A 19,047-nucleotide genomic window follows, 5' to 3' on the forward strand; every position below is an offset into this window, starting at 1 on the left:
GGCGAAAAAAAGGTAAAAAAATACCCTTTTTGCAATGCATATTGGTAAATTTAGGGAAGTTTTAGCAGGTAAATTAAGGCGGACAGAGATAGTGTAAACCCTGATGCGGAAAACAATTCTATCTTTTTATCCTTTATAAGAATAATGGCATTATCTAAATCCTTAAAAGATTACGACAGCTTGCTGGCGTGCGCGGCGGCTTTTTTTATCATTTGCGTATTTACCAGCTACAGTGGCATCGGCATCTCGCCCGATTCTATCATGTACACCAGTGCCGCACGCAGCCTGGCGGAAAATGGCACACTGAATACCTTTAACCATATCCCCATTGTAGATTTCCCGGTGTTTTATCCCCTGTTTTTAGGGACGATACGCATAACTACCGGCATCGACCCTGTGGCTTTCGGTGCCATACTCAATAGTATATTATACGCTTCCTTATTATATACCAGCGGCTGGATCATGAACCGCTTTGTACCTGCATCGCAATTATATAAATGGCTGATGCTGGCCGCCATAGTACTGAGCCCCGGTTTACTGCAGATATACACCTACTTATGGTCGGAAACGCTGTTTATCCTCGAGGTACTTTTCTTCCTTATCGCCTTTAAGGAGTACCTCAACACCCATGCGGGCAAGTGGCTTATAATAGCCGCAGCAATAGCCGCTGTAGGCTGCGTAACCCGCTATGCAGCCGTAACCATAGTAGGTACGGGCGGCCTGTTGCTATTGCTGGATAGGACGCTGACCATTAAAAAGAAGATAATCCACATATTGATATATGGCTTTATATGTATATCGCTGCTGGTTAGTAACCTGGTTTACAATGCATTCCTATCGGGAACGGTAACCGGCCCGCGCGAGCCGTCTATCACCCCCTTTATCAAAAATGTCTACTACTTCGGCAACGTAATGTGCGATTGGATGGGCATCCCTCCCAGCCTGTATGTGCTTTCCATACCTCTTGCATCCATAATCCTTATAGGCTTCATCGCTTCGCTGGCCTATAATTTTTATCACAGGCATCTAAACAGCTACGAAAATTTAGCTATTACCTTTTCGCTGGTGTATGGTTTGTTCATCATCCTGTCGAGTACCTTTTCGCGATATGAGCGTATCAACAGCCGTTTACTCTCACCCTTATTTATCACCGCGCTTTGGGGTTATACCAGTTGGGTGCTGCTATGGCTAAAAAGTATCCGCATAAACCACTCCCGCCTTATTATTGGTTCCGTATTTACTATATTGATGCTTGGCTTTATAGGCAAGGAGTTTTTGATAGACTATGCCCGCTACAGCGACCAGGTGAAAGACGAGTACGGCAACCCCGGTTACACGGATAACAGCTGGCAGGAATCGGAAATGGCCAATTACCTGCGCACGATGGATAAGAAAATATTCGATCCGCAGGTAATCATCTATACCGATGCGCACGAGGCCGTGTACTTTTTCTCGGGACTGTCATCGTACCTGGTGCCGCACAAATTCTTTAAGGAGGATATCAAAGAGTTTTATGAGACCCCGCATTTCTACCTCATCTGGTTCAAACCGTTGGAAAACCCGGAGGTAATGACACTAAAGGAGATTCAACAACGCAAAAACCTTAAATTGATAAAACAGTTTGCGGATGGAGCGATATATGAGTGCGATGAGAGAAGTCTGAACCGTTGATTTTAGTGATTAAATGATTCCGCTGATTCAAAATCTATTTAACAATTGTGGAATCAGTGACAAAATCCTGTAAAATCCTCAAATCCCTTAATCCAGTAAAAAAACGTGTTAAAGTTTTGATTTAACAATCGTGTGTTTATATTTGCACCGCTAATCTATAGTATTACTATACAAAAAATGGACTTGTACAAACAACATCATCTGCATTTGCACCATCACCGCCCGGTGATGAATAGATAATGTATGTTTCTACGCGAAATAACAGCCCCATTTTATTATAGTACCTTAAACTCATTTTGTGAAAACACTAAAAATAGCGATCCAAAAATCGGGTCGGCTCAACGAAAAATCCGTTGAATTATTAAAGAATTGCGGCCTTAATTTTGAAAATTACAAGAGCTCGCTTATTTCTCCCGTATCCAATTTCCCTTTAGAAATCCTTTTTCTGCGCGATGACGACATCCCCGAATACGTTCAGGATGGCATTGCCGATTTGGGCATCGTAGGCGAAAACGTGATAGAAGAAACCGAAGTTGATGTTGCTTACCTGCAACGCCTTGGTTTTGGCAAATGCTCGCTAAAGATAGCGGTGCCGAATAATAACGACATAGCTACCCTGGCCGACTTAAACGGCAAAGCTATTGCTACCACTTACCCTGTAATTTTGGGCAAATTCCTTAAAAAGGAAGGTATCACCTCTGATATCCGCACCATTTCGGGTTCGGTAGAGATATCGCCGGGCCTGGGTCTAAGCGATGCCATCTGCGATTTGGTATCTACCGGTGGCACCTTAAAAAGCAACGGCCTTAAGCCTTTTGCCGATGTAATGAGCAGCGAAGCCGTTCTGATCAGCAGTAAAGGCCGGGAAAACGACGACCTGATACAGGAATTGATACAGCGCATCCAGTCGGTATTACGTGCTAAGGAAACTAAATACGTAGTGCTTAACGTTTTAAAAGACAACCTGGCGGCGGTGACCGCGCTGTTGCCGGGCGTAAAAAGCCCATCGGTAGTGCCATTGGCCGAGCCGGAATGGGTGGCGGTACACACCGTTATCCCCGAGCGCGACTTTTGGGACCGCATAAGCCAGCTAAAACAAGCCGGCGCGCAAGGCATAGTAGTAATGCCGATAGAGAAGATTATTTTATAGTGGGCAGTTTTCAGTTAGCAGTGGGCAGTTAAAAATTGCCAGATAGCAGTGGGCAGTTTGCAGAAAAACAATGCGAACTGCCAAGCGCTAACTGCAAACTAAATTGCCAACCGCAAACCGCCAACTGCCAACTAAACGTTACTCTTACGGAGATGGAAATTTTTAATTACACAGATTTAGGTAAGGCCGAAATAGCTAAGCTCGTTCAGCGCAACGTAGATCCGGCGAATGAGATACGCGATTTGGTAGAAGGCGTGATAGAAAACGTAAAGCAAAACGGCGATAGTGCCCTGCTGGATTACGCCCTAAAGTTTGATAAAGTTGAACTGGATAAATTATATCTCGGTAAAGCCGAGCTGGAAGAAATCGCCGCGGCAGTTTCGCCCGACCAGCAGGAGGCTTTGCAAACGGCTTATGCCAATATCTACAAGTTCCACAAGGCACAACTAAAAACCGAAGATAAGGTGGAAACCATGCCCGGTGTAAACTGCTGGCGCGAATTGCGGGCGATTGAGAAAGTAGGATTATACATCCCCGGCGGTACGGCTGTTTTGCCATCTACCTTTTTAATGCTGGGCATACCGGCACGCATAGCAGGGTGCAACGAGATAGTAGTTTGTTCACCTCCGCAGAAAAACGGAAAGGTAAATGCCTTTATCGCCTATGTGGCGCTGATGCTGGGCATTGATAAAGTTTACCTGGTTGGTGGCTCGCAGGCTGTTGCAGCAATGGCTTACGGTACGCAAACCATTAGTAAAGTAGATAAGATCTTCGGCCCGGGAAACCAATTCGTAACCAAGGCTAAAACCATTATACAATCGACTACTACCACCGCCATTGATATGCCCGCAGGCCCATCAGAGGTATTGGTAATAGCCGATGAAACTGCAAAACCAGCCTACATCGCTGCTGATTTACTGGCCCAGGCAGAGCACGGGATAGATAGCCAGTCCATTTTGGTTTGCACTTCACAGGCCATTGCCGATGCAACCTTAAAAGAAGTTGAAAAACAATTAGCCGTTTTACCGCGTGCCGAAATTGCAAGACAGGCGATAGATAACTCTTATATCGTTATCACCAACACGTTAGCCGAAGCGATGGATTTCAGCAACGAATACGCGCCGGAGCACTTAATATTGGCAACCGAAAAGTGGTCCGCAATAACACCTGGAATCATCAACGCAGGTTCGGTATTCCTGGGAAATTTAACACCGGAAAGCGTGGGCGACTATGCATCGGGCACCAACCACACGCTGCCAACCAGCAGCTATTCAAGGGCTTATTCGGGCGTGTCGGTAGATTCGTTCGTGAAGAAGATCACCTTCCAGTTTTTGACCGAGGAGGGCATACAAAACATAGGCCCGGCGGTAGAGATATTGGCCGATATGGAGGGATTGCACGCGCATAGGAATGCGGTGAGCGTGCGGATGGCCAAGCCGCAAAATTAACCACCGCGTCATTGCGAGGAACGAAGCTATTTCGTGATAATCAGACATATTTGCAAAGTTTAGAGATTGCTTAGTTTCTCGCAATGACGGGATAGATTAATAACAGACGTTAACAAAATGAAACCACTGCTTTACATCGCATGCATCGTTTTACTTGCCGGCTGCGGGGGTAAAAAAGCAACTCCGGCAAAAGACACCCTTGTTGCGCAGAATACCGCTACAATAAAGAAGGCTTCCGTTAAAGCAAATGCACCTTCGCGTGATTCTTCCTCAAAAGAGCCTGCTCTACTACTATCCAATCTGCCGTTCAACTTCGCCGTATCGGATACTGGGTATTTTAACTTTGTAATCGGTGATGGTATTTATGCAGTCATAAAGAATAATGGCATTTTGATTGATACAATAGACGCGTATTATGGCTTTCAGAAAGTTGATAACGAGCGCTATATGTATTTGACGATAGAAGGGAATAGCGCCTTAACTCCCGAATACAGTGATCCGAAATACAAAAAATCAATCGCCGCAAATCTTGGCAATTATGTTATTATTGACAAAAGCAGTTTTAAAATTAAAGTGGACAGCTTAGCCCCCGATTTTGGCTGGTTTGCCAATCCCTCAATTATTAATGGCCGTATTTACTACTGGCAAGTAAAACAAGAGAGCAAAAAAGGCAACAATTTCGTCTCTGCAGCAGAATTTGATCCCACAACTCAAAAGACTAAAAAGCAATTCTTATTTAAGGACTATATAGAAACCGATGCCAGCAATTATTTTGAGCAACCTTCTTTTAAAAACGGTGTCGTAGTCTTTAATGGTTTTGGAGAAAAAGAGTACAAATTTTCTCCTGATTTTAAATTAATAAAATAATGTTCGATATAAATACCCTACTCCGCAAAAACATCAAAAACCTAACCCCCTACTCATCCGCACGAGACGAGTTCCAGGGTGAGGCTAGCGTGTTTTTAGATGCGAACGAAAATGCTTTCGGTTCGCCGCTGCCTGCTGCTTATAACCGCTACCCCGACCCGATGCAACACGCCATAAAGCTACGCCTGAAAGAGATAAAAGGCCTGCCGGTGCGCAATATTTTTGTTGGTAATGGCAGCGATGAAGCCATCGATATCCTGTTTCGCAGTTTTTGTAACCCGGGCGTGGATAACGTTATCATCGTGCCCCCTACTTACGGCATGTACCAGGTTTCGGCAAACATCAATGATGTAGAGACCAAAAAAGTACTGCTTACCGAAGAGTACCAGCTGGATTTGGAAGGCATAGCCGAAGCGATTGACGCGCACACCAAGCTCATCTTCATTTGCTCGCCAAACAACCCAACCGGTAACTCCATCAACCGCGAGGATATAGAAACCCTGCTGGCAAATTTCAACGGCATTGTGGTAGTTGATGAGGCATATATCAATTTCAGTCGCCAAAAGAGCTTTATTCAGGAGCTTACCGAATATGCCAATTTGGTGGTGATGCAAACGCTCTCCAAAGCGTGGGGCCTTGCAGGCCTGCGTGTGGGTATGGCTTTCGCCAGCGAGGAGATCATCGAGGTGATGAACCGCGTAAAGCCGCCATACAACGTAAACGAGGCCTCGCAGCAACTGGCTTTACAGGCCCTGCAAAACGTACAGCAGGTAAACGAATGGATAAAGGTGACCCTTTCCCAGCGCGATACGTTAGTACTTAAGTTAAAGGAAATGGCATTCGTGCTGGATATCTACCCATCAGATGCCAACTTCATCCTCGTAAAAACCACCAACGCTACCGGCATCTATAAATACCTGGTAGAAAAAGGCATCATCGTACGCAACCGCACCAACGTGGAACTTTGCGAAGGCTGCCTGCGCATCACCATCGGCACGCCCGAAGAAAACAACACACTGATAGAAACCTTACAGCAATACAAATGAGCAAGCTGCAAAAAATACTCTTTATAGACCGCGACGGTACCCTCATCAACGAAACACCCGATGAGCAGATAGATTCCTTCGCCAAGCTAACGTTTTACCCGGGCGCGCTGCAATACCTGCCAAAAATAGCCGCAGAACTGGATTACGAACTGGTGATGGTAACCAACCAGGATGGTTTAGGCACTTCGGTTTACCCCGAGGACACCTTTTACCCGGTGCATAACCTCATCATCAAAACCTTTGCGAACGAGGGCGTGCATTTTGCTTACGAGGCTATCGACCGTACCTTTCCCGCAGACAACGCCCCTACCCGTAAACCAGCAACCGGCTTGCTTACCCAATACCTCGACGGAACAAAATACGACCTCGCCAACTCCTTCACCATTGGCGACAGAAAGAACGACGTACTGCTTGCAAAGAATTTAGGTGCGAAGGCTATCTGGATCAATAACAAATCAGGCCTTGGGGATGATGAATTTCATCCCGAATTGGATAACGATATCGCCGGCGTAGTTGCATTGCAAACTACGGAGTGGAAAGACATTTACGAGTTCCTTAAACTGGGCGAACGCGTGATAGAACACCGCCGTACCACCAAGGAAACCGATATCTATATCAAACTAAACCTGGATGGTACTGGCGAGGCCAAAGTATCAACCGGTCTGCACTTCTTCGACCACATGCTGGACCAAATTGCCCGCCATGGCAGCATGGATCTGGAGATAACCGCCAAAGGCGACCTGCATATAGACGAGCACCACACCATAGAAGATACTGGCATTGCCCTGGGCGAGGTGATGGCCGCTGCCTTAGGCAATAAGATGGGTATTGAGCGTTACGGCTTTTGCTTACCGATGGACGATTGCCTGGCACAAGCCGCTATCGATTTCGGTGGCCGTAACTGGATTGTTTGGGATGCAGAATTTAAACGCGAAAAGGTAGGCGATGTGCCAACGGAGATGTTCTACCACTTCTTCAAATCCTTTAGCGATGCCTCAAAAAGCAACCTTAATATAAAAGCCGAAGGGCAGAACGAACATCACAAAATAGAAGCTATATTTAAAGCCTTTGCCAAAGCCATAAAAATGGCGGTGAAGAGGGACGTAAATAAGATGGTTTTACCGTCTACAAAAGGGCTTTTGTAGGATAGAATCAAGAGGCAAGAATCAGGAGACAAGATATTTTGCGCTCTCTTGATTCTTGCATCTTGACTCTTGATTCTCTAAAAACATGATAGGTATAATAAGATACGGCGCCGGCAACATTTTCTCGCTCACTGCTACTTTAGAGCGGTTGGGAATTGCCTATGGCATGATCAGCACAGAAGCTGATTTTGAAAAGTACGACCGCTACATTATCCCCGGCGTGGGCCACGCTGGGGCTGCCATGCATAAGCTGGAAAGTACTGGCCTGGTACCTGCCATAAAAGCATTGGAGAAGCCAACTTTGGGCATCTGCGTGGGCATGCAACTGCTCACTAGTTACAGCCAAGAGGGCGACAGCACACTGCTTGATATCTTCCCGCTTAAAACGCTTAAGTTTCCGCAAACAGATGGCTTTAAGGTACCGCATACCGGCTGGAATCAGGTATTCCCCGAAAAAGAAAACCCACTTTTTGCAAATATTCCAACAGGATCACACTTTTACTTTGTACATTCATACTTTATTGAGTATGACCCATTATACACTTTATCGTCAACAAATTATATCCACCCATTTTCGGCATCAATTTGGCGGGGTAATTTTTACGGCGTCCAGTTTCACCCCGAGAAATCCGGCGCTTACGGCGAACAACTATTGACAAACTTTTCACAAATCTAAAAGCAATGTATATAATCCCCGCCATTGATATTTTAAACAAAAAAGTTGTAAGGCTGCGCGAAGGCGACTATAGCCAGGTAACCGAGTATGACGTTACTCTGGAAGAAATGATAGAACGGTACCAAAGCAATGGTACCAACTTTATCCATATTATAGACCTTAACGGGGCCAAGAACGACTTTAGCAACCAGCAATACTTGTTTGATGTTATACGCAAAACAGATATGCAGGTGCAATATGGCGGCGGCATCCGTAGCATTGACAAGGTAAAGGAACTGATAGATGCCGGCGTACACCGCGTTATTGTTGGTACTCAGGCCATCACCAACCCCACTTTTTTGCACGATTTGAGCAAAGCCATCTGTGGTCGCGATAAATGCAGCGACCAGGTGGTTATTGCCATAGATGTGCTCGACGAAGTAATCAAATATTCCGGCTGGATGGAAAGTTCGCCGCTGAAGCTGATGGATTATGTGGATAAGTGCCTCTCGCTTGGCTTCTTCCGTTTCTTATGCACCGATATTGATAAGGACGGAAAACTGGCCGGCGCGGGCGTGCAACTGTACGAAAAACTGCTCGATCATTCGCCGTTTATCAAGCTTATCGCCTCGGGCGGAGTAAGCTCCATGGCTGATATAGAAGAATTAAGCCGCATCAAAGTAGAATCGTGCGTGGTTGGCAAAGCCATCTACGAAGGGCATATCAGCATCGAAGAAGTAAAGAACTGGAATTTGGAATCGTTAATGTCGATATAAACGAGGCCCGAAGGGCTCATTCCCACCACGTCATTGCGAGGCACGAAGCAATCTCTAAGCTTTGCATTACCGCTCTGCTCATTGGGAGATTGCTTCGTTCCTCGCAATGACGCCTGATTATTAAAAACCCATGCTCGCTAAAAGAATAATCCCTTGTTTAGACGTTAAAGACGGACGCACCGTAAAGGGCGTTAACTTCGTAGACCTGCGCGATGCGGGCGACCCTGTTGAACTTGCCTGGAACTATTCCCAGCAAGGAGCTGACGAACTGGTTTTCCTGGATATAAGTGCGACCGTGGAAAAACGTAAAACCCTGGTAGAACTGGTAAAGGCCGTGGCCAGGCAAATCAATATCCCCTTCACCATTGGTGGTGGCATTACCGAAATTGCCGATGCTGATGCGCTGCTAAATGCGGGTGCGGATAAGATTTCTATTAACTCCGCAGCCGTACGCAACCCGGCGTTGATAGACGAACTGGCCAAAGCATTTGGCGTTCAGTTTGTGATAGTAGCGGTAGATACACGCGTAATGGGCGATAAAAACATCGTGCACCTCAATGGTGGTCGGCTGCCAACCGACAGACAAACATTGGAATGGATACTGGAAGCCGAAAGCCGTGGCGCAGGTGAGATACTGCTCACCTCTATGGATCACGACGGCACTAAGGCAGGTTTCGATAACGGACTATTAACACAGGTAAACAACGCAGTGAATATCCCGGTTATCGCATCGGGTGGCGCAGGCTCGGTACAGCATTTTGTGGATGTATTCCAGCGAACTAACGTTGATGCCGCTTTGGCAGCTTCGGTTTTTCACTACGGCGAGATATTAATACCTGATTTGAAGACGGTTTTAAGAGAGAATGGTATAGAGGTGAGGGTGTAAGAACCTCCTCTACCCCACGCGTCATCGAGGCACGAAGCAATCTCTAAGCTCTACAGAGCGGATTTGCATATCGGGAGATTGCTTCGTTCCTCGCAATGACGCCGTGATAAAACAACGAGAATATGAACATCGATTTCAATAAAACAGACGGGTTAGTACCCGTTATTATACAGGACGAGCACACGCTTGAGGTGCTGATGCTGGGCTACATGAACCAGGAAGCATACGATAAAACCGTGGCCGAAAATGTGGTGACCTTTTTCTCCCGCTCTAAAAACCGCTTATGGACCAAAGGCGAAACCAGCAAAAACTACCTGCATGTAAAAACCATGCATATAGATTGCGACAACGATACCCTGCTGATTAAAGTGAGTGCCGATGGGCCTACCTGCCACACCGGCTCGCGCAGTTGTTTCCAAACGGAATACAACCAAAACTTCATTATGCAGCTGGAAGGCATCATTGCCGATAGGTATGCTAACCCGGTTGAGGGCTCATACGTAAACAAATTACGCGCAAAGGGCCTCAATAAAATAGCCCAAAAGGTTGGTGAAGAAGGTGTAGAAACTGTGATTGCCGCCTTAGCAGAAACGGAAACCGACCTAATCAACGAAGCATCCGACCTCGTGTTCCACCTGTTGGTTTTACTGCGCGAAAAGGACCTAACCCTGGAACGGATAGCTAAGAATTTAGAGGAAAGACATAGGTAGTTCATAGGTGATGGTTCATGGTTCATAGCAGCTACCATGAACCATCACCTATGAACTATCATCCATCACCCATGAACTAATCCATGCACGCAATAAAAACCGCAGATTTCACCGGCCACAGCAACCCGATATTTACGCTGGAGCTTTCGCAAAAGCCTGGAATATTCTTTACGGGCGGTAACGACAAGGGGCTTGTGGAATGGAGCCTGGAGAATAACGCATTTATCAAGGTGATGTTCCCGGTGCCTGCCTCTATTTATGCCATCCATTGCCCTGTGGGTTACCCGCTGATGTTTGCGGGCTTGCGCAGCGGCGAGGTGCTGGTATTCAACTTCATCGAACAGAAAATAACGCATCGTTTACGTAAGCATATCAAACCGGTATTCGATATAAAATCGATAGCCAAAAAAGATGAATTGCTGGTCGCATCAGAAGATGGTACCGTATCTGTATGGAGCCTTAAAACCATGGAACTGCTGCACACCATCCAGGTATCGCACGATACCGTCCGCTGTATAAGCGTTGATCCGGCGGAGGACAGGGTTGCTTTTGGCTGCAGGGACACTAAGGTGGTTATTTACGACACTGAGGATTATAGCCCTATAAAGGCGCTTATAGGCCACACCATGGCTGTGTTTTCATTGCAGTATGCACCAACCGGCGACTACCTGGTTTCGGGCGGCAGAGACGCCCAGGTGAAGATATGGGATAACAAAACTTATTCGCTCATCCAAAACATCCCGGCTCATCTGTTTGCGGTAAATCACATTGCCTTCCATCCTACGAGACCCTATTTTGCTACGGCCAGCATGGATAAAAGCATAAAAATATGGGATGCTGCCGATTTTAAACTACGCAAAATTATCAGCCGCGAAAAGGGATACCCTTCACACGTGCTCTCTATCAATAAACTGGCATGGAACGGTGATGAACTGCTCTCCGTAAGCGATGATAAAACCATCATGCGCTGGCAAATCGACTTTTAAAAGTAACGCTTTATAGAGTTTAATTTATGGGTGTAGCGCTTCAGTTCTTCAGACCATATTCCCTCGTTATCTATCATATCTATCTTTACGCTACCCGATGCGTGGATAATTTGCCCGTTGTTCAGGATGATGCCCACGTGGGTGATCTTCCCATCGGGATTGTTGAAAAAAGCCAGATCGCCTAGTTTTGTATGGGCAAGATTGTCTACCTGTTTTCCTTCAGCTGCTTGCATAGATGCATCCCGTTTAATAGTGTGGCCGCACAAGCGGTAAACTACCTGCGTAAAGCCCGAGCAATCTATGCCAAAATGCGTCCTGCCGCCCCATAAATAGGGTGCATTTAAATAAGAGCGCGCAATGTTGGCAATATGATCGGTTTCGCCTATCTCGCCTATGATCTCGAATTTTTGATTGCCCACATAGCTGGTGGTGCCCTGCAAAAACGACAGCGAACTGCCTGCCGAAAGGTAAATGATAGAGTTATCGTGGATTTTCCAGGCCTGCGTGACGGCGCGGTAAGTTAGTGGTGCGGGTATGCGATGTAGGTCTTTAAAGGCAATGTGCCCAAGGGGGGCAAATTGCAGCCGGTCAATCCAGCCTGCATAGCCATCAATCGCAGTCAATATTTTGGCCCATTTGTTATTGTACTCCGTAACTTCAAAAGCCTCGCCAAACAAAAGCTGCGAAACCATTTCGCTGCGATCGCTCGGTTCGGCGCGCATAGGCACGATAGCAAGATTACAAATGCCGTATTCCATTAGTTTCAAGAAAGCGTTTTACGAATTGAGGTAAATAAAGGTTCAAGGTACAAAAAAAGGCTATTTACAAGAATTTTTGAAGGTTTTATTTATTTGTGAGGTGGTAAATTATCAGCCCTCCACTCTTTCTATGCGTAAGTTTTGATGATTGGCAAATTTCGGTTGGCCCCGCCTTGCGTAAAACATCTTTAAGAACAGGTGCCATCCCTATTTTATAGACGATCTGGTGGCATGCCATCTTCAGGCCACCCATTCTAAAAACGTACGTAGCGACTGATTAACTCTTTATCTATCCCCTTAAGCCGTGCTTTTTTTGCCTGTGCGCGTAAAAAGAATTCAAAAATGCTCATCCAGCCCGGCAAGTTGCTTTCGCTGATATCGAACAGCCACGCCAGCGCTAATTTGTCTTTAGGGAAGCCGTTTTTCTTGCACAGGCCATCTGAGGCCAGGCCATACCCTATTTGTAACGACTGCTCGAAACCCCGGCAGGCGGGCGTTATCATCACGCGGAACTTGCATGGCTTGCCGCTACGGTTCCTGAAGAAGTGGTTTACATAGGCTTCGGCGGTGGCTGTTTCGCCCGGATGCAGCACATGTACCTCCTTGCCCAGGCCTATCTGTACTTCGCCTTCCAGACAATCGAACTTCTCGCAGTAGGTTTTATGATAATGCAAGCCTACGCCGCCGCCATCGGCCAATTCAACCTCCACTAAGGTGTATTCGCCATTGGTTTCGGCAGCGGTTTTAAAAAAGGTAACGGTGTCTTTTTGTATCGGATTGTGAATTTTCCGGGCGTTTTGGTCCATGGTTTAATTGATATAAAGCTGATGCTTAACGTTTAACGCTGGATATACGGAAAAACGCCACGTTGCCGATTTAAAGTACCTGAAGTTTTTCAAAAAGCTTATCCTCGCACCGGATTTAGTAATTTCCATACCACAGTGTCACAAATCCACATAATGCTTATGCATAACACGCTATGTTAGCAATCGCCAGTTTTATAATCCTGACCCTCATATTTATTCACAAGATCATGTATAAAGTTGTTATATCCTTCACCCATAGGCAGCTCAAAATCAGTATGCAAAATTCGCCTATCAACTAACACCTGCTTATTGTCCTTTGGATTAAATCCTTCTTTTTTTACATCTTTCCAATAAGTGCCTATTCCCCTTTTTTGCCAATTCGGGAGGATATTGAAATTAATACCGTATTGAAACAACAATTCGTTTTTGGCTGCAATGCTCATGCCTTCGATTTTAGAACTAGCTCCCCTTGCATCAAAACCATCTTGCCTCAAACGCCAGTAACAATGCGCATTTAAAGCATTTCTGTGGGCATCTTCGTTGCGCCATCTAAAATAATCTCCTACTAACTGTTTGTTGGGAAGTTCGGAAAGACGACAGTCAAAGGCACCCACGTTTCCAAGCAGAGCGGAAAATTTGGCACTGGCTTCACCCGCCAGTATCGAAATGTATTTTCTGGTCTTTCGCCCAAAAAGAGTTTCAGTAGGGTGAAATAGCAATGATATTTCATCACTTTCTGTATAGCCGTAGATCACGTTGAAACCGCAATTCATCAAATGCTTTACAGTTTCAACCATTAAATCCCGAAACTTTTCGTCAAAGGGCGCTTCGAATTGATGTATTTCCTTAGTGAGCCTGGTAAAGCCTCGTCCATCAATTCTCGCTACGATATACATACAGGGTAAAACGCAGCGATCTTGAGAGGTTTCATAAACTCTCATTTTCACATCTAAATCATCAAATTTCATCTGACCATTTGTTTACCGTGAACGTGTTATTCTCGGCTGTTACATAATACAGTTCGTCGAACCCCTCATCCATATTTGGGAGGCTCATCCGTTTAAAAGTTCCTTTTATACCAATCTCAGGGATTTTCTCCTTTCCCAGTCGTTGGCTATTACGCTCTAATGCAAAAGCCATTTTGGATTGAAAATAATATCCAATCACTTTAAATTTATTTGCTTTTGCAATGGTGATATATTTCGCTCTTTCTTCCACAGATGGATTAGTGTTGTCTATTACAAAAGGATGGGATGTATGGATACAAGTTTCAATAAACCTAAGTTCTTTATTCCTCGTGTTTAGTAGGTCTAGAGAAATGCGCATGTGCGTGTTAAAAAAACTCTCTTTAAAAAAGGTAGTTTTTCCTGTAGCCTGAATGCCGCAAAATATTACTGCTTCCATTTATTACGAATGTAAGTATTTAATGGGTTTACTAAAATGGGAATTGGTAAGGCCGGTATTTGCTTATATGCATATTCGGGTGGAAAAATTTCAGATGAGTGCGGTCTCCTAAAACAAATGCTTAATGGCAAATGCCCTACCTGAGCCTGACTTTAGGTACCGTTCAAAACAATAAACCCTTATGCGGTTTTTGGGGAATTATGAAGACGCGTGCGTTGCACTTTCAGATTGATACTCTTCTTCTTTTATTCTTTCAATAAAAGTTTCCTCATGCCTGTTGTTCCTTCCCCAGGAAACAACAGATGGATGCTTACTTGGATCACAAATGCTATTTATAAAAACATAATCCTGATAAAACAAAATGGTTATTTGTTCACCCCAGCTTCCCGAAAAGAAACCGGGATTGGTCGTGGCGACGCATGAATCTTTTGAAGAAGATATAACTATCCATCTCAGTTCTTTGCCAACCTGTACGAGGATTTTTTTTAATTGAATATGATTTAATTTAGTTTGGATTACCCGAAACCGTAGCCTTCGCTTTTGAATTAAAAATACTATAGTTGCTAAAATGGGCGGGATTATTATGAACCATATTTCCTCTTCTCGGAACGTTATAGGAATACTCTGGAAATAATCTATTATATGCAACAACAACAGCGTTACGGGCGGAATAAGTAAAAAGCCCACAAGTCCAAAATGAGATAAATTTGGCCCAAAACCAACTAATTGCAATTCGCGAGTTTGAACCGACTTGTCATAAATTTCTTTTTCCATCGTCCCTGGTAACCACGCAAGTATAAAAAAAAGCTGAAGCAAATATTTCGTTGCTTCAGCTTTTAATTTTTAAACCCTTTGATTCGGCGGGCGAAGGCGGAGAGCTAGGGATTCGAACCCCAGGACCTGTTACAGTCAACAGTTTTCAAGACTGCCGCAATCGACCACTCTGCCAGCTCTCCGGGGACAAAAGTACAAATCCGGGCCGAATTGCCAAACCCGATGTTAACTTTTTTTAAATTACTTGTAAACTCCTGTACGCCATTGATTTATTTGCGTGGCGCGTTGGTTTTTGCGGGCAAAGGCGCGGTTTTGGGGGCGCGGAAGCTGTTGTAACGCGGCTTAACAATGCGGATATTGCGCTTGGAAAGGTCAACGCTGGCATTAAGTTCGAAACCGATAAGCAGGATGAGCGAGTTTAGGTACAGGTATATCATCACAACGATAAGGGTACCTATAGACCCATAAACCTTGTTGTACGACGAGAAATTGTTGGTATAATACGTAAACCCGATAGAGGTTAAAACAGCCAGCGAGGTGGCCAGAATAGAGCCGGGGTTCACAAATTTCCAGCGTTGCTTGTTAGACGGACCGTAACGGTACAATATGCAGATGCTCACGAAGAATATAGCCAGGATGATTATCCAGCGCGATAGGGCGATAAGGTAAAACCAAAAATGCGACTCGCTCTGCAGTTGATGCTGTATGAAGGCTATTACGGCCTGCCCTGCTATCATAATAACGATAGCGATCAACAATGCTATACTAATGATAACTGTGAGCAGGAGCGCTATAGCACGCCTCTTAAGCCAGGTGCGTGTCTCTAATATCAACGATGATTTGTTGAAAGCCTGCATTAGGTTACTTACGCCATTGGTGGCAAAGTAAAGTGCCGTGGCAAAACCCAAAGAAAGCAACTTGCCGTTTTGGATGCTTACGATATCCACAATGGTAGACTGGAACGCCAGGTAGGCGTTGGTAGGCATAATAACGGCAAACAAACTGAGCAGATACTCCTGGAAATTACTTACAGGTATATAGGCTATCAGCGTAAACAGAAAAATGATTGCCGGGAAAAGCGCCAGCATAAAATTATAGGCAAGGGCAGCAGCGCGGTTGGTGAGCGATGTTTGCTGTATCTCTTCTATAAAAAAAACAACCACCGTGTAAAGCGGCAATGGCCTGAAACCCGGTATGTAAACAGATTTTGCCCAGTCGGTTATGTGGTTATAAAACTTAAAATGGCTTAAAAAGCGGTGTATCCATTTCATTATGGATAAAATTACTCAAAAAAAGGCTTCAATTTATCAATAAATTCCTGCGATGGCAGGCAGGGTCGGTTTGTTTTCATATTAATGAAGGCCAGCAGCGTTTCGCCGATGTGTATCAACTCTTCCTTTTCGTTATACAATTCGTATTTGAAGTGGATTTTTACGCCGGGCATTTTGGCCATGGTAACTACGATGGTAATTTCTTCGTCGTACCGGGCGGGTTTAAGGTATTTGCAGTTCAGCTCCAGCACAGGCATCATAATGCCGGATGCTTCCATGCCTGCATACGTAAGCCCAAGGCTGCGCAGCATCTCCACACGGCCCACCTCGAAGAACTCGGCGTAGTTGCCGTAGTACATATAGCCCATCTGGTCGGTTTCGCCATAGCGTACCCTTAATTTGGTTGTATGGGTAAACATTAGCGATAAATGTGCCTCTGGTTTAACGCTTCCTGAAACTTACGGGCGTTTATTTGGTGCTGTGCCTCGTTATTGGCAAAGTTGTGGTAACCCGAAAAATCTTCCTTGGCACACATAAACAGGTAGTCGTTATGCTGATAATCCAATACCGAATTGATAGCGTTTATAGATGGCATCATAATAGGCCCCGGTGGCAGGCCTGCATACATATAAGTATTGTAAGGCGAATCCTTCATCAAATCCTTCCTTAGCACACGTTTTATGGTGAAATCTCCTACAGCGAATATCACAGTAGGGTCGGTTTCCAGTTTCATGCCTTTTCTAAGGCGGTTAATATATAAACCAGCTACAGCAGGCATGTCATCATCGTGCAGGGCTTCCGCATCTACAATGGCAGCTAAAATAGATACCTGCTGCTGCGTAAGGTTGATGGCAGCAGCTTTTGCTTTACGTTCCGGTGTCCAGAATTTTTGGTAATTGGCATACATCCGCTCAAAGAATTTCTCGGGCGTGGTGTTCCAGTACGACTCATATGAATTTGGGAGGAACATAGTGTAAACGTTCTCGGTGGTAAAGCCGTATTTCTCCACAAAGGCGGCAGAATCCAACAGACGCAGGAAGCTTACTGAATCCGGTTCCAGCTTTTTGGCCAGAAAACCCGCGAACTGTGCCTTTAACCTGATGTTGTGGATGGCCAGTTTTACCGGTTCCTGGTTGCCGGCCTTCAGCATATTGATGAAATTACGGTTGCTCATGCCCGAGGTAAGGCGGTATTTGCCCGGTTTCACGCGGGTGGTGTAATTCATGTCGTGAGCTGCCTTAATAAAGGTAGCCGTATCGTTTACTATGCCTTGGTCGCGTATGGTTTTATACACCTCATTAAAGCCCGCCCCGGTATGGATATACAGGTACTCCTGCTTATCGCTCACGTTGGGGCCAAAATAACGCAGGTAGTAGAATACGCCTGTACCCGCCAGCGATAAGACGATGATGACCACCAGCGCGATGATGAATTTTTTGAACGTGCCGCCCGAAGATTTTTGCTGTTTCGACATGGGATATATGGGGAGATATGTATCTTTTATTGGTTGTTTGTTTTTTGCAAAGCTATCAATCCGCCTTTTAAATTCACAACGTTTTGGTAGCCCAGGCCTGTTAAAATGCGCTGTGCGTTTTCACTGCGAATGCCTGCGCTACAGATAACGATTATCTCATCGGTTTTGTTGTAAACAAGCGTATCGATTTGCGCTGCAAGCTTTGCTACGGGTATATTTTGCCCGCCCAGGTTGTAGGTAGCGTATTCTATTTTTTCCCGCACATCAAGCAGGTTCAATTTTTCGTGGTGACGTAAACGCTGCTGCAGGGTAGCTGCATCAATTTGGGTCATTGGTTTTTTGCCCTTGTTTAACAGTAAGGTTTATGGGGGTATGCTTGCTCATCTGTGCCGTAGAATCGGTCTTCATAGGCGACTGTGATACCACTATGACGTTGGTAGAATCGGTAATGGAACCCTCGTACGTGATGGTGCCAACTCTTATACCGGCTCCGCTTAAAGCAAATCTCGCTGCATCAAGGTCAAGATTGATAAGTTCGGGTATATCTACCTCGTCCGCGCCTCCGCCATTGCCTAGCACCAAATCCAGCCTGGAGCCTTTTGGCAACTTGGTGCCTGGTTTTATTACCTGCCCGTTAAATCTCACCTCTAACACGCGGTCGCGCGCAATATCGTCACGATAGGTGGTATCTCCAACCTTCAGCCCGTAGTTAGAGAGTATAGCTACTGCTTCGCGATAAATGCTCTCATCACTGATAATATCCGGGAGGGCAACATCCGGCGCTTGTTGGGTAATCATGGTGAGGTATATGGTACGACCCTCTTTTACGTTGGTACCGGCATCGGGGTCCTGCTCTACTATGGTGCCGGGCTCCTGATCCGGAACGTAAACCGAATCTATCTTAAAGTTGAAGCCCTGTTCTTTAAGCGTAGCCATCGCTTTGTCTACGTTAAGCCCTTTAAGCTGGGGTACGGGGATACCACTGCCATGCCGGGTGTAATAACTCAGGCCAAAAAAGGCTATTAAAACAATCCCGATGATGCTGGATATCACCAATAGTACGGTATTTCTAAATTGCCTTGTTTTTAAATAAGCCCAGAATTTGCTCATGCCTGTTTTAAGATATTATGCTCAAACATAGGTAATAATTTCGGATTTTGAAGCCACGTTAGCTTTTTGACAATAGGCGGCGCAGCTTCTCCCCTGCTCATAACCAGCGC

Annotated in this window: 21 protein-coding genes and 1 tRNA gene; 11 read left to right on the top strand and 11 right to left on the bottom strand. The window is 45.4% G+C overall.

All coding sequences use genetic code 11. The features are described from left to right. Nucleotides 1-144: 144 nt before the first annotated feature. The 11 genes from AC1DYT_RS10265 (at nt 145) to AC1DYT_RS10315 (ending at nt 11,340) form a co-directional block, all read left to right on the top strand. A complete protein-coding gene (locus tag AC1DYT_RS10265) occupies nt 145-1,671 on the top strand; it encodes a hypothetical protein (protein ID WP_477469522.1) in 1,527 nt (508 codons plus the stop codon). Between the two features lie 298 nt (nt 1,672-1,969). Then, nucleotides 1,970-2,821 carry an ATP phosphoribosyltransferase gene (hisG, locus tag AC1DYT_RS10270; protein WP_477461918.1) on the top strand — a complete coding sequence of 284 codons (852 nt, stop codon included), beginning with the start codon at nt 1,970-1,972 and terminating at the stop codon, nt 2,819-2,821. Nucleotides 2,822-2,973: 152 nt separating this feature from the next. After that, nucleotides 2,974-4,269 carry a histidinol dehydrogenase gene (gene hisD / locus AC1DYT_RS10275; RefSeq protein WP_477469523.1) on the top strand — a complete coding sequence of 432 codons (1,296 nt, stop codon included), beginning with the start codon at nt 2,974-2,976 and terminating at the stop codon, nt 4,267-4,269. Between the two features lie 117 nt (nt 4,270-4,386). Then, complete coding sequence (locus AC1DYT_RS10280; protein ID WP_477469524.1) at nt 4,387-5,136, top strand: hypothetical protein; 750 nt, start codon at nt 4,387-4,389, stop codon at nt 5,134-5,136. Then, a complete protein-coding gene (hisC, locus tag AC1DYT_RS10285) occupies nt 5,136-6,182 on the top strand; it encodes a histidinol-phosphate transaminase (RefSeq protein WP_477469525.1) in 1,047 nt (348 codons plus the stop codon). Before AC1DYT_RS10280 ends, hisC begins: the two co-directional genes overlap by 1 nt. Next, nucleotides 6,179-7,327 carry a bifunctional histidinol-phosphatase/imidazoleglycerol-phosphate dehydratase HisB gene (hisB, locus tag AC1DYT_RS10290; RefSeq protein ID WP_477469526.1) on the top strand — a complete coding sequence of 383 codons (1,149 nt, stop codon included), beginning with the start codon at nt 6,179-6,181 and terminating at the stop codon, nt 7,325-7,327. Before hisC ends, hisB begins: the two co-directional genes overlap by 4 nt. Nucleotides 7,328-7,412: 85 nt before the next feature. Beyond that, nucleotides 7,413-8,003, top strand: coding sequence for an imidazole glycerol phosphate synthase subunit HisH (gene hisH, locus AC1DYT_RS10295; RefSeq protein ID WP_477469527.1), 591 nt, complete (start codon nt 7,413-7,415; stop codon nt 8,001-8,003). Between the two features lie 5 nt (nt 8,004-8,008). Continuing rightward, nucleotides 8,009-8,758: a 1-(5-phosphoribosyl)-5-[(5-phosphoribosylamino)methylideneamino]imidazole-4-carboxamide isomerase gene (locus tag AC1DYT_RS10300; RefSeq protein ID WP_477461913.1), complete on the top strand. Its 750-nt coding sequence runs from the start codon at nt 8,009-8,011 to the stop codon at nt 8,756-8,758. Nucleotides 8,759-8,888: 130 nt separating this feature from the next. Beyond that, the gene (hisF, locus tag AC1DYT_RS10305) at nt 8,889-9,644 is read left to right on the top strand and encodes an imidazole glycerol phosphate synthase subunit HisF (protein ID WP_477469528.1); all 756 of its coding nucleotides are present in this window, start codon (nt 8,889-8,891) and stop codon (nt 9,642-9,644) included. A gap of 122 nt (nt 9,645-9,766) precedes the next feature. Beyond that, nucleotides 9,767-10,354 (top strand): bifunctional phosphoribosyl-AMP cyclohydrolase/phosphoribosyl-ATP diphosphatase HisIE, encoded by a 588-nt coding sequence (hisIE, locus tag AC1DYT_RS10310; protein WP_477469529.1) that lies wholly within the window; start codon nt 9,767-9,769, stop codon nt 10,352-10,354. 83 nt (nt 10,355-10,437) lie between these two features. Then, nucleotides 10,438-11,340, top strand: coding sequence for a WD40 repeat domain-containing protein (locus AC1DYT_RS10315; protein ID WP_477469530.1), 903 nt, complete (start codon nt 10,438-10,440; stop codon nt 11,338-11,340). Here the strand turns inward: AC1DYT_RS10315 and AC1DYT_RS10320 are convergent. From AC1DYT_RS10320 to AC1DYT_RS10370, 11 genes are all read right to left on the bottom strand, one after another. After that, on the bottom strand, nt 11,337-12,062 hold the full coding sequence (locus tag AC1DYT_RS10320) for a C40 family peptidase (protein WP_477469531.1): 726 nt from the start codon (nt 12,060-12,062) through the stop codon (nt 11,337-11,339). The two genes, AC1DYT_RS10315 and AC1DYT_RS10320, sit on opposite strands and share 4 nt — an antisense overlap. 290 nt (nt 12,063-12,352) lie before the next feature. Beyond that, nucleotides 12,353-12,904 carry a cupin domain-containing protein gene (locus tag AC1DYT_RS10325; RefSeq protein ID WP_477469532.1) on the bottom strand — a complete coding sequence of 184 codons (552 nt, stop codon included), beginning with the start codon at nt 12,902-12,904 and terminating at the stop codon, nt 12,353-12,355. A 176-nt stretch (nt 12,905-13,080) separates the two neighbouring features. Further along, complete coding sequence (locus AC1DYT_RS10330) at nt 13,081-13,872, bottom strand: tRNA(His) guanylyltransferase Thg1 family protein (protein WP_477469533.1); 792 nt, start codon at nt 13,870-13,872, stop codon at nt 13,081-13,083. Beyond that, nucleotides 13,862-14,308 (bottom strand): AAA family ATPase, encoded by a 447-nt coding sequence (locus tag AC1DYT_RS10335; RefSeq protein ID WP_477469534.1) that lies wholly within the window; start codon nt 14,306-14,308, stop codon nt 13,862-13,864. The genes AC1DYT_RS10330 and AC1DYT_RS10335 overlap by 11 nt, the downstream gene beginning before the upstream one ends. 198 nt (nt 14,309-14,506) lie before the next feature. Then, a complete protein-coding gene (locus tag AC1DYT_RS10340) occupies nt 14,507-15,082 on the bottom strand; it encodes a hypothetical protein (RefSeq protein ID WP_477469535.1) in 576 nt (191 codons plus the stop codon). A gap of 97 nt (nt 15,083-15,179) precedes the next feature. Then, nucleotides 15,180-15,264: transfer RNA gene (locus tag AC1DYT_RS10345), tRNA-Ser, on the bottom strand. Nucleotides 15,265-15,351: 87 nt separating this feature from the next. Further along, nucleotides 15,352-16,353: a YihY/virulence factor BrkB family protein gene (locus AC1DYT_RS10350; protein ID WP_477469536.1), complete on the bottom strand. Its 1,002-nt coding sequence runs from the start codon at nt 16,351-16,353 to the stop codon at nt 15,352-15,354. 11 nt (nt 16,354-16,364) lie between these two features. Continuing rightward, nucleotides 16,365-16,772 carry an acyl-CoA thioesterase gene (locus AC1DYT_RS10355; protein ID WP_477469537.1) on the bottom strand — a complete coding sequence of 136 codons (408 nt, stop codon included), beginning with the start codon at nt 16,770-16,772 and terminating at the stop codon, nt 16,365-16,367. Continuing rightward, on the bottom strand, nt 16,772-17,827 hold the full coding sequence (gene mltG / locus AC1DYT_RS10360) for an endolytic transglycosylase MltG (RefSeq protein ID WP_477469538.1): 1,056 nt from the start codon (nt 17,825-17,827) through the stop codon (nt 16,772-16,774). The genes AC1DYT_RS10355 and mltG overlap by 1 nt, the downstream gene beginning before the upstream one ends. A gap of 26 nt (nt 17,828-17,853) precedes the next feature. Continuing rightward, nucleotides 17,854-18,159: a rhodanese-like domain-containing protein gene (locus tag AC1DYT_RS10365; protein WP_477469539.1), complete on the bottom strand. Its 306-nt coding sequence runs from the start codon at nt 18,157-18,159 to the stop codon at nt 17,854-17,856. Then, nucleotides 18,146-18,937 (bottom strand): PASTA domain-containing protein, encoded by a 792-nt coding sequence (locus AC1DYT_RS10370; protein ID WP_477469540.1) that lies wholly within the window; start codon nt 18,935-18,937, stop codon nt 18,146-18,148. The genes AC1DYT_RS10365 and AC1DYT_RS10370 overlap by 14 nt, the downstream gene beginning before the upstream one ends. Between the last annotated feature and the right edge of the window lie 110 nt (nt 18,938-19,047).

This window comes from Mucilaginibacter sp. P1_D10, from assembly GCF_056406215.1.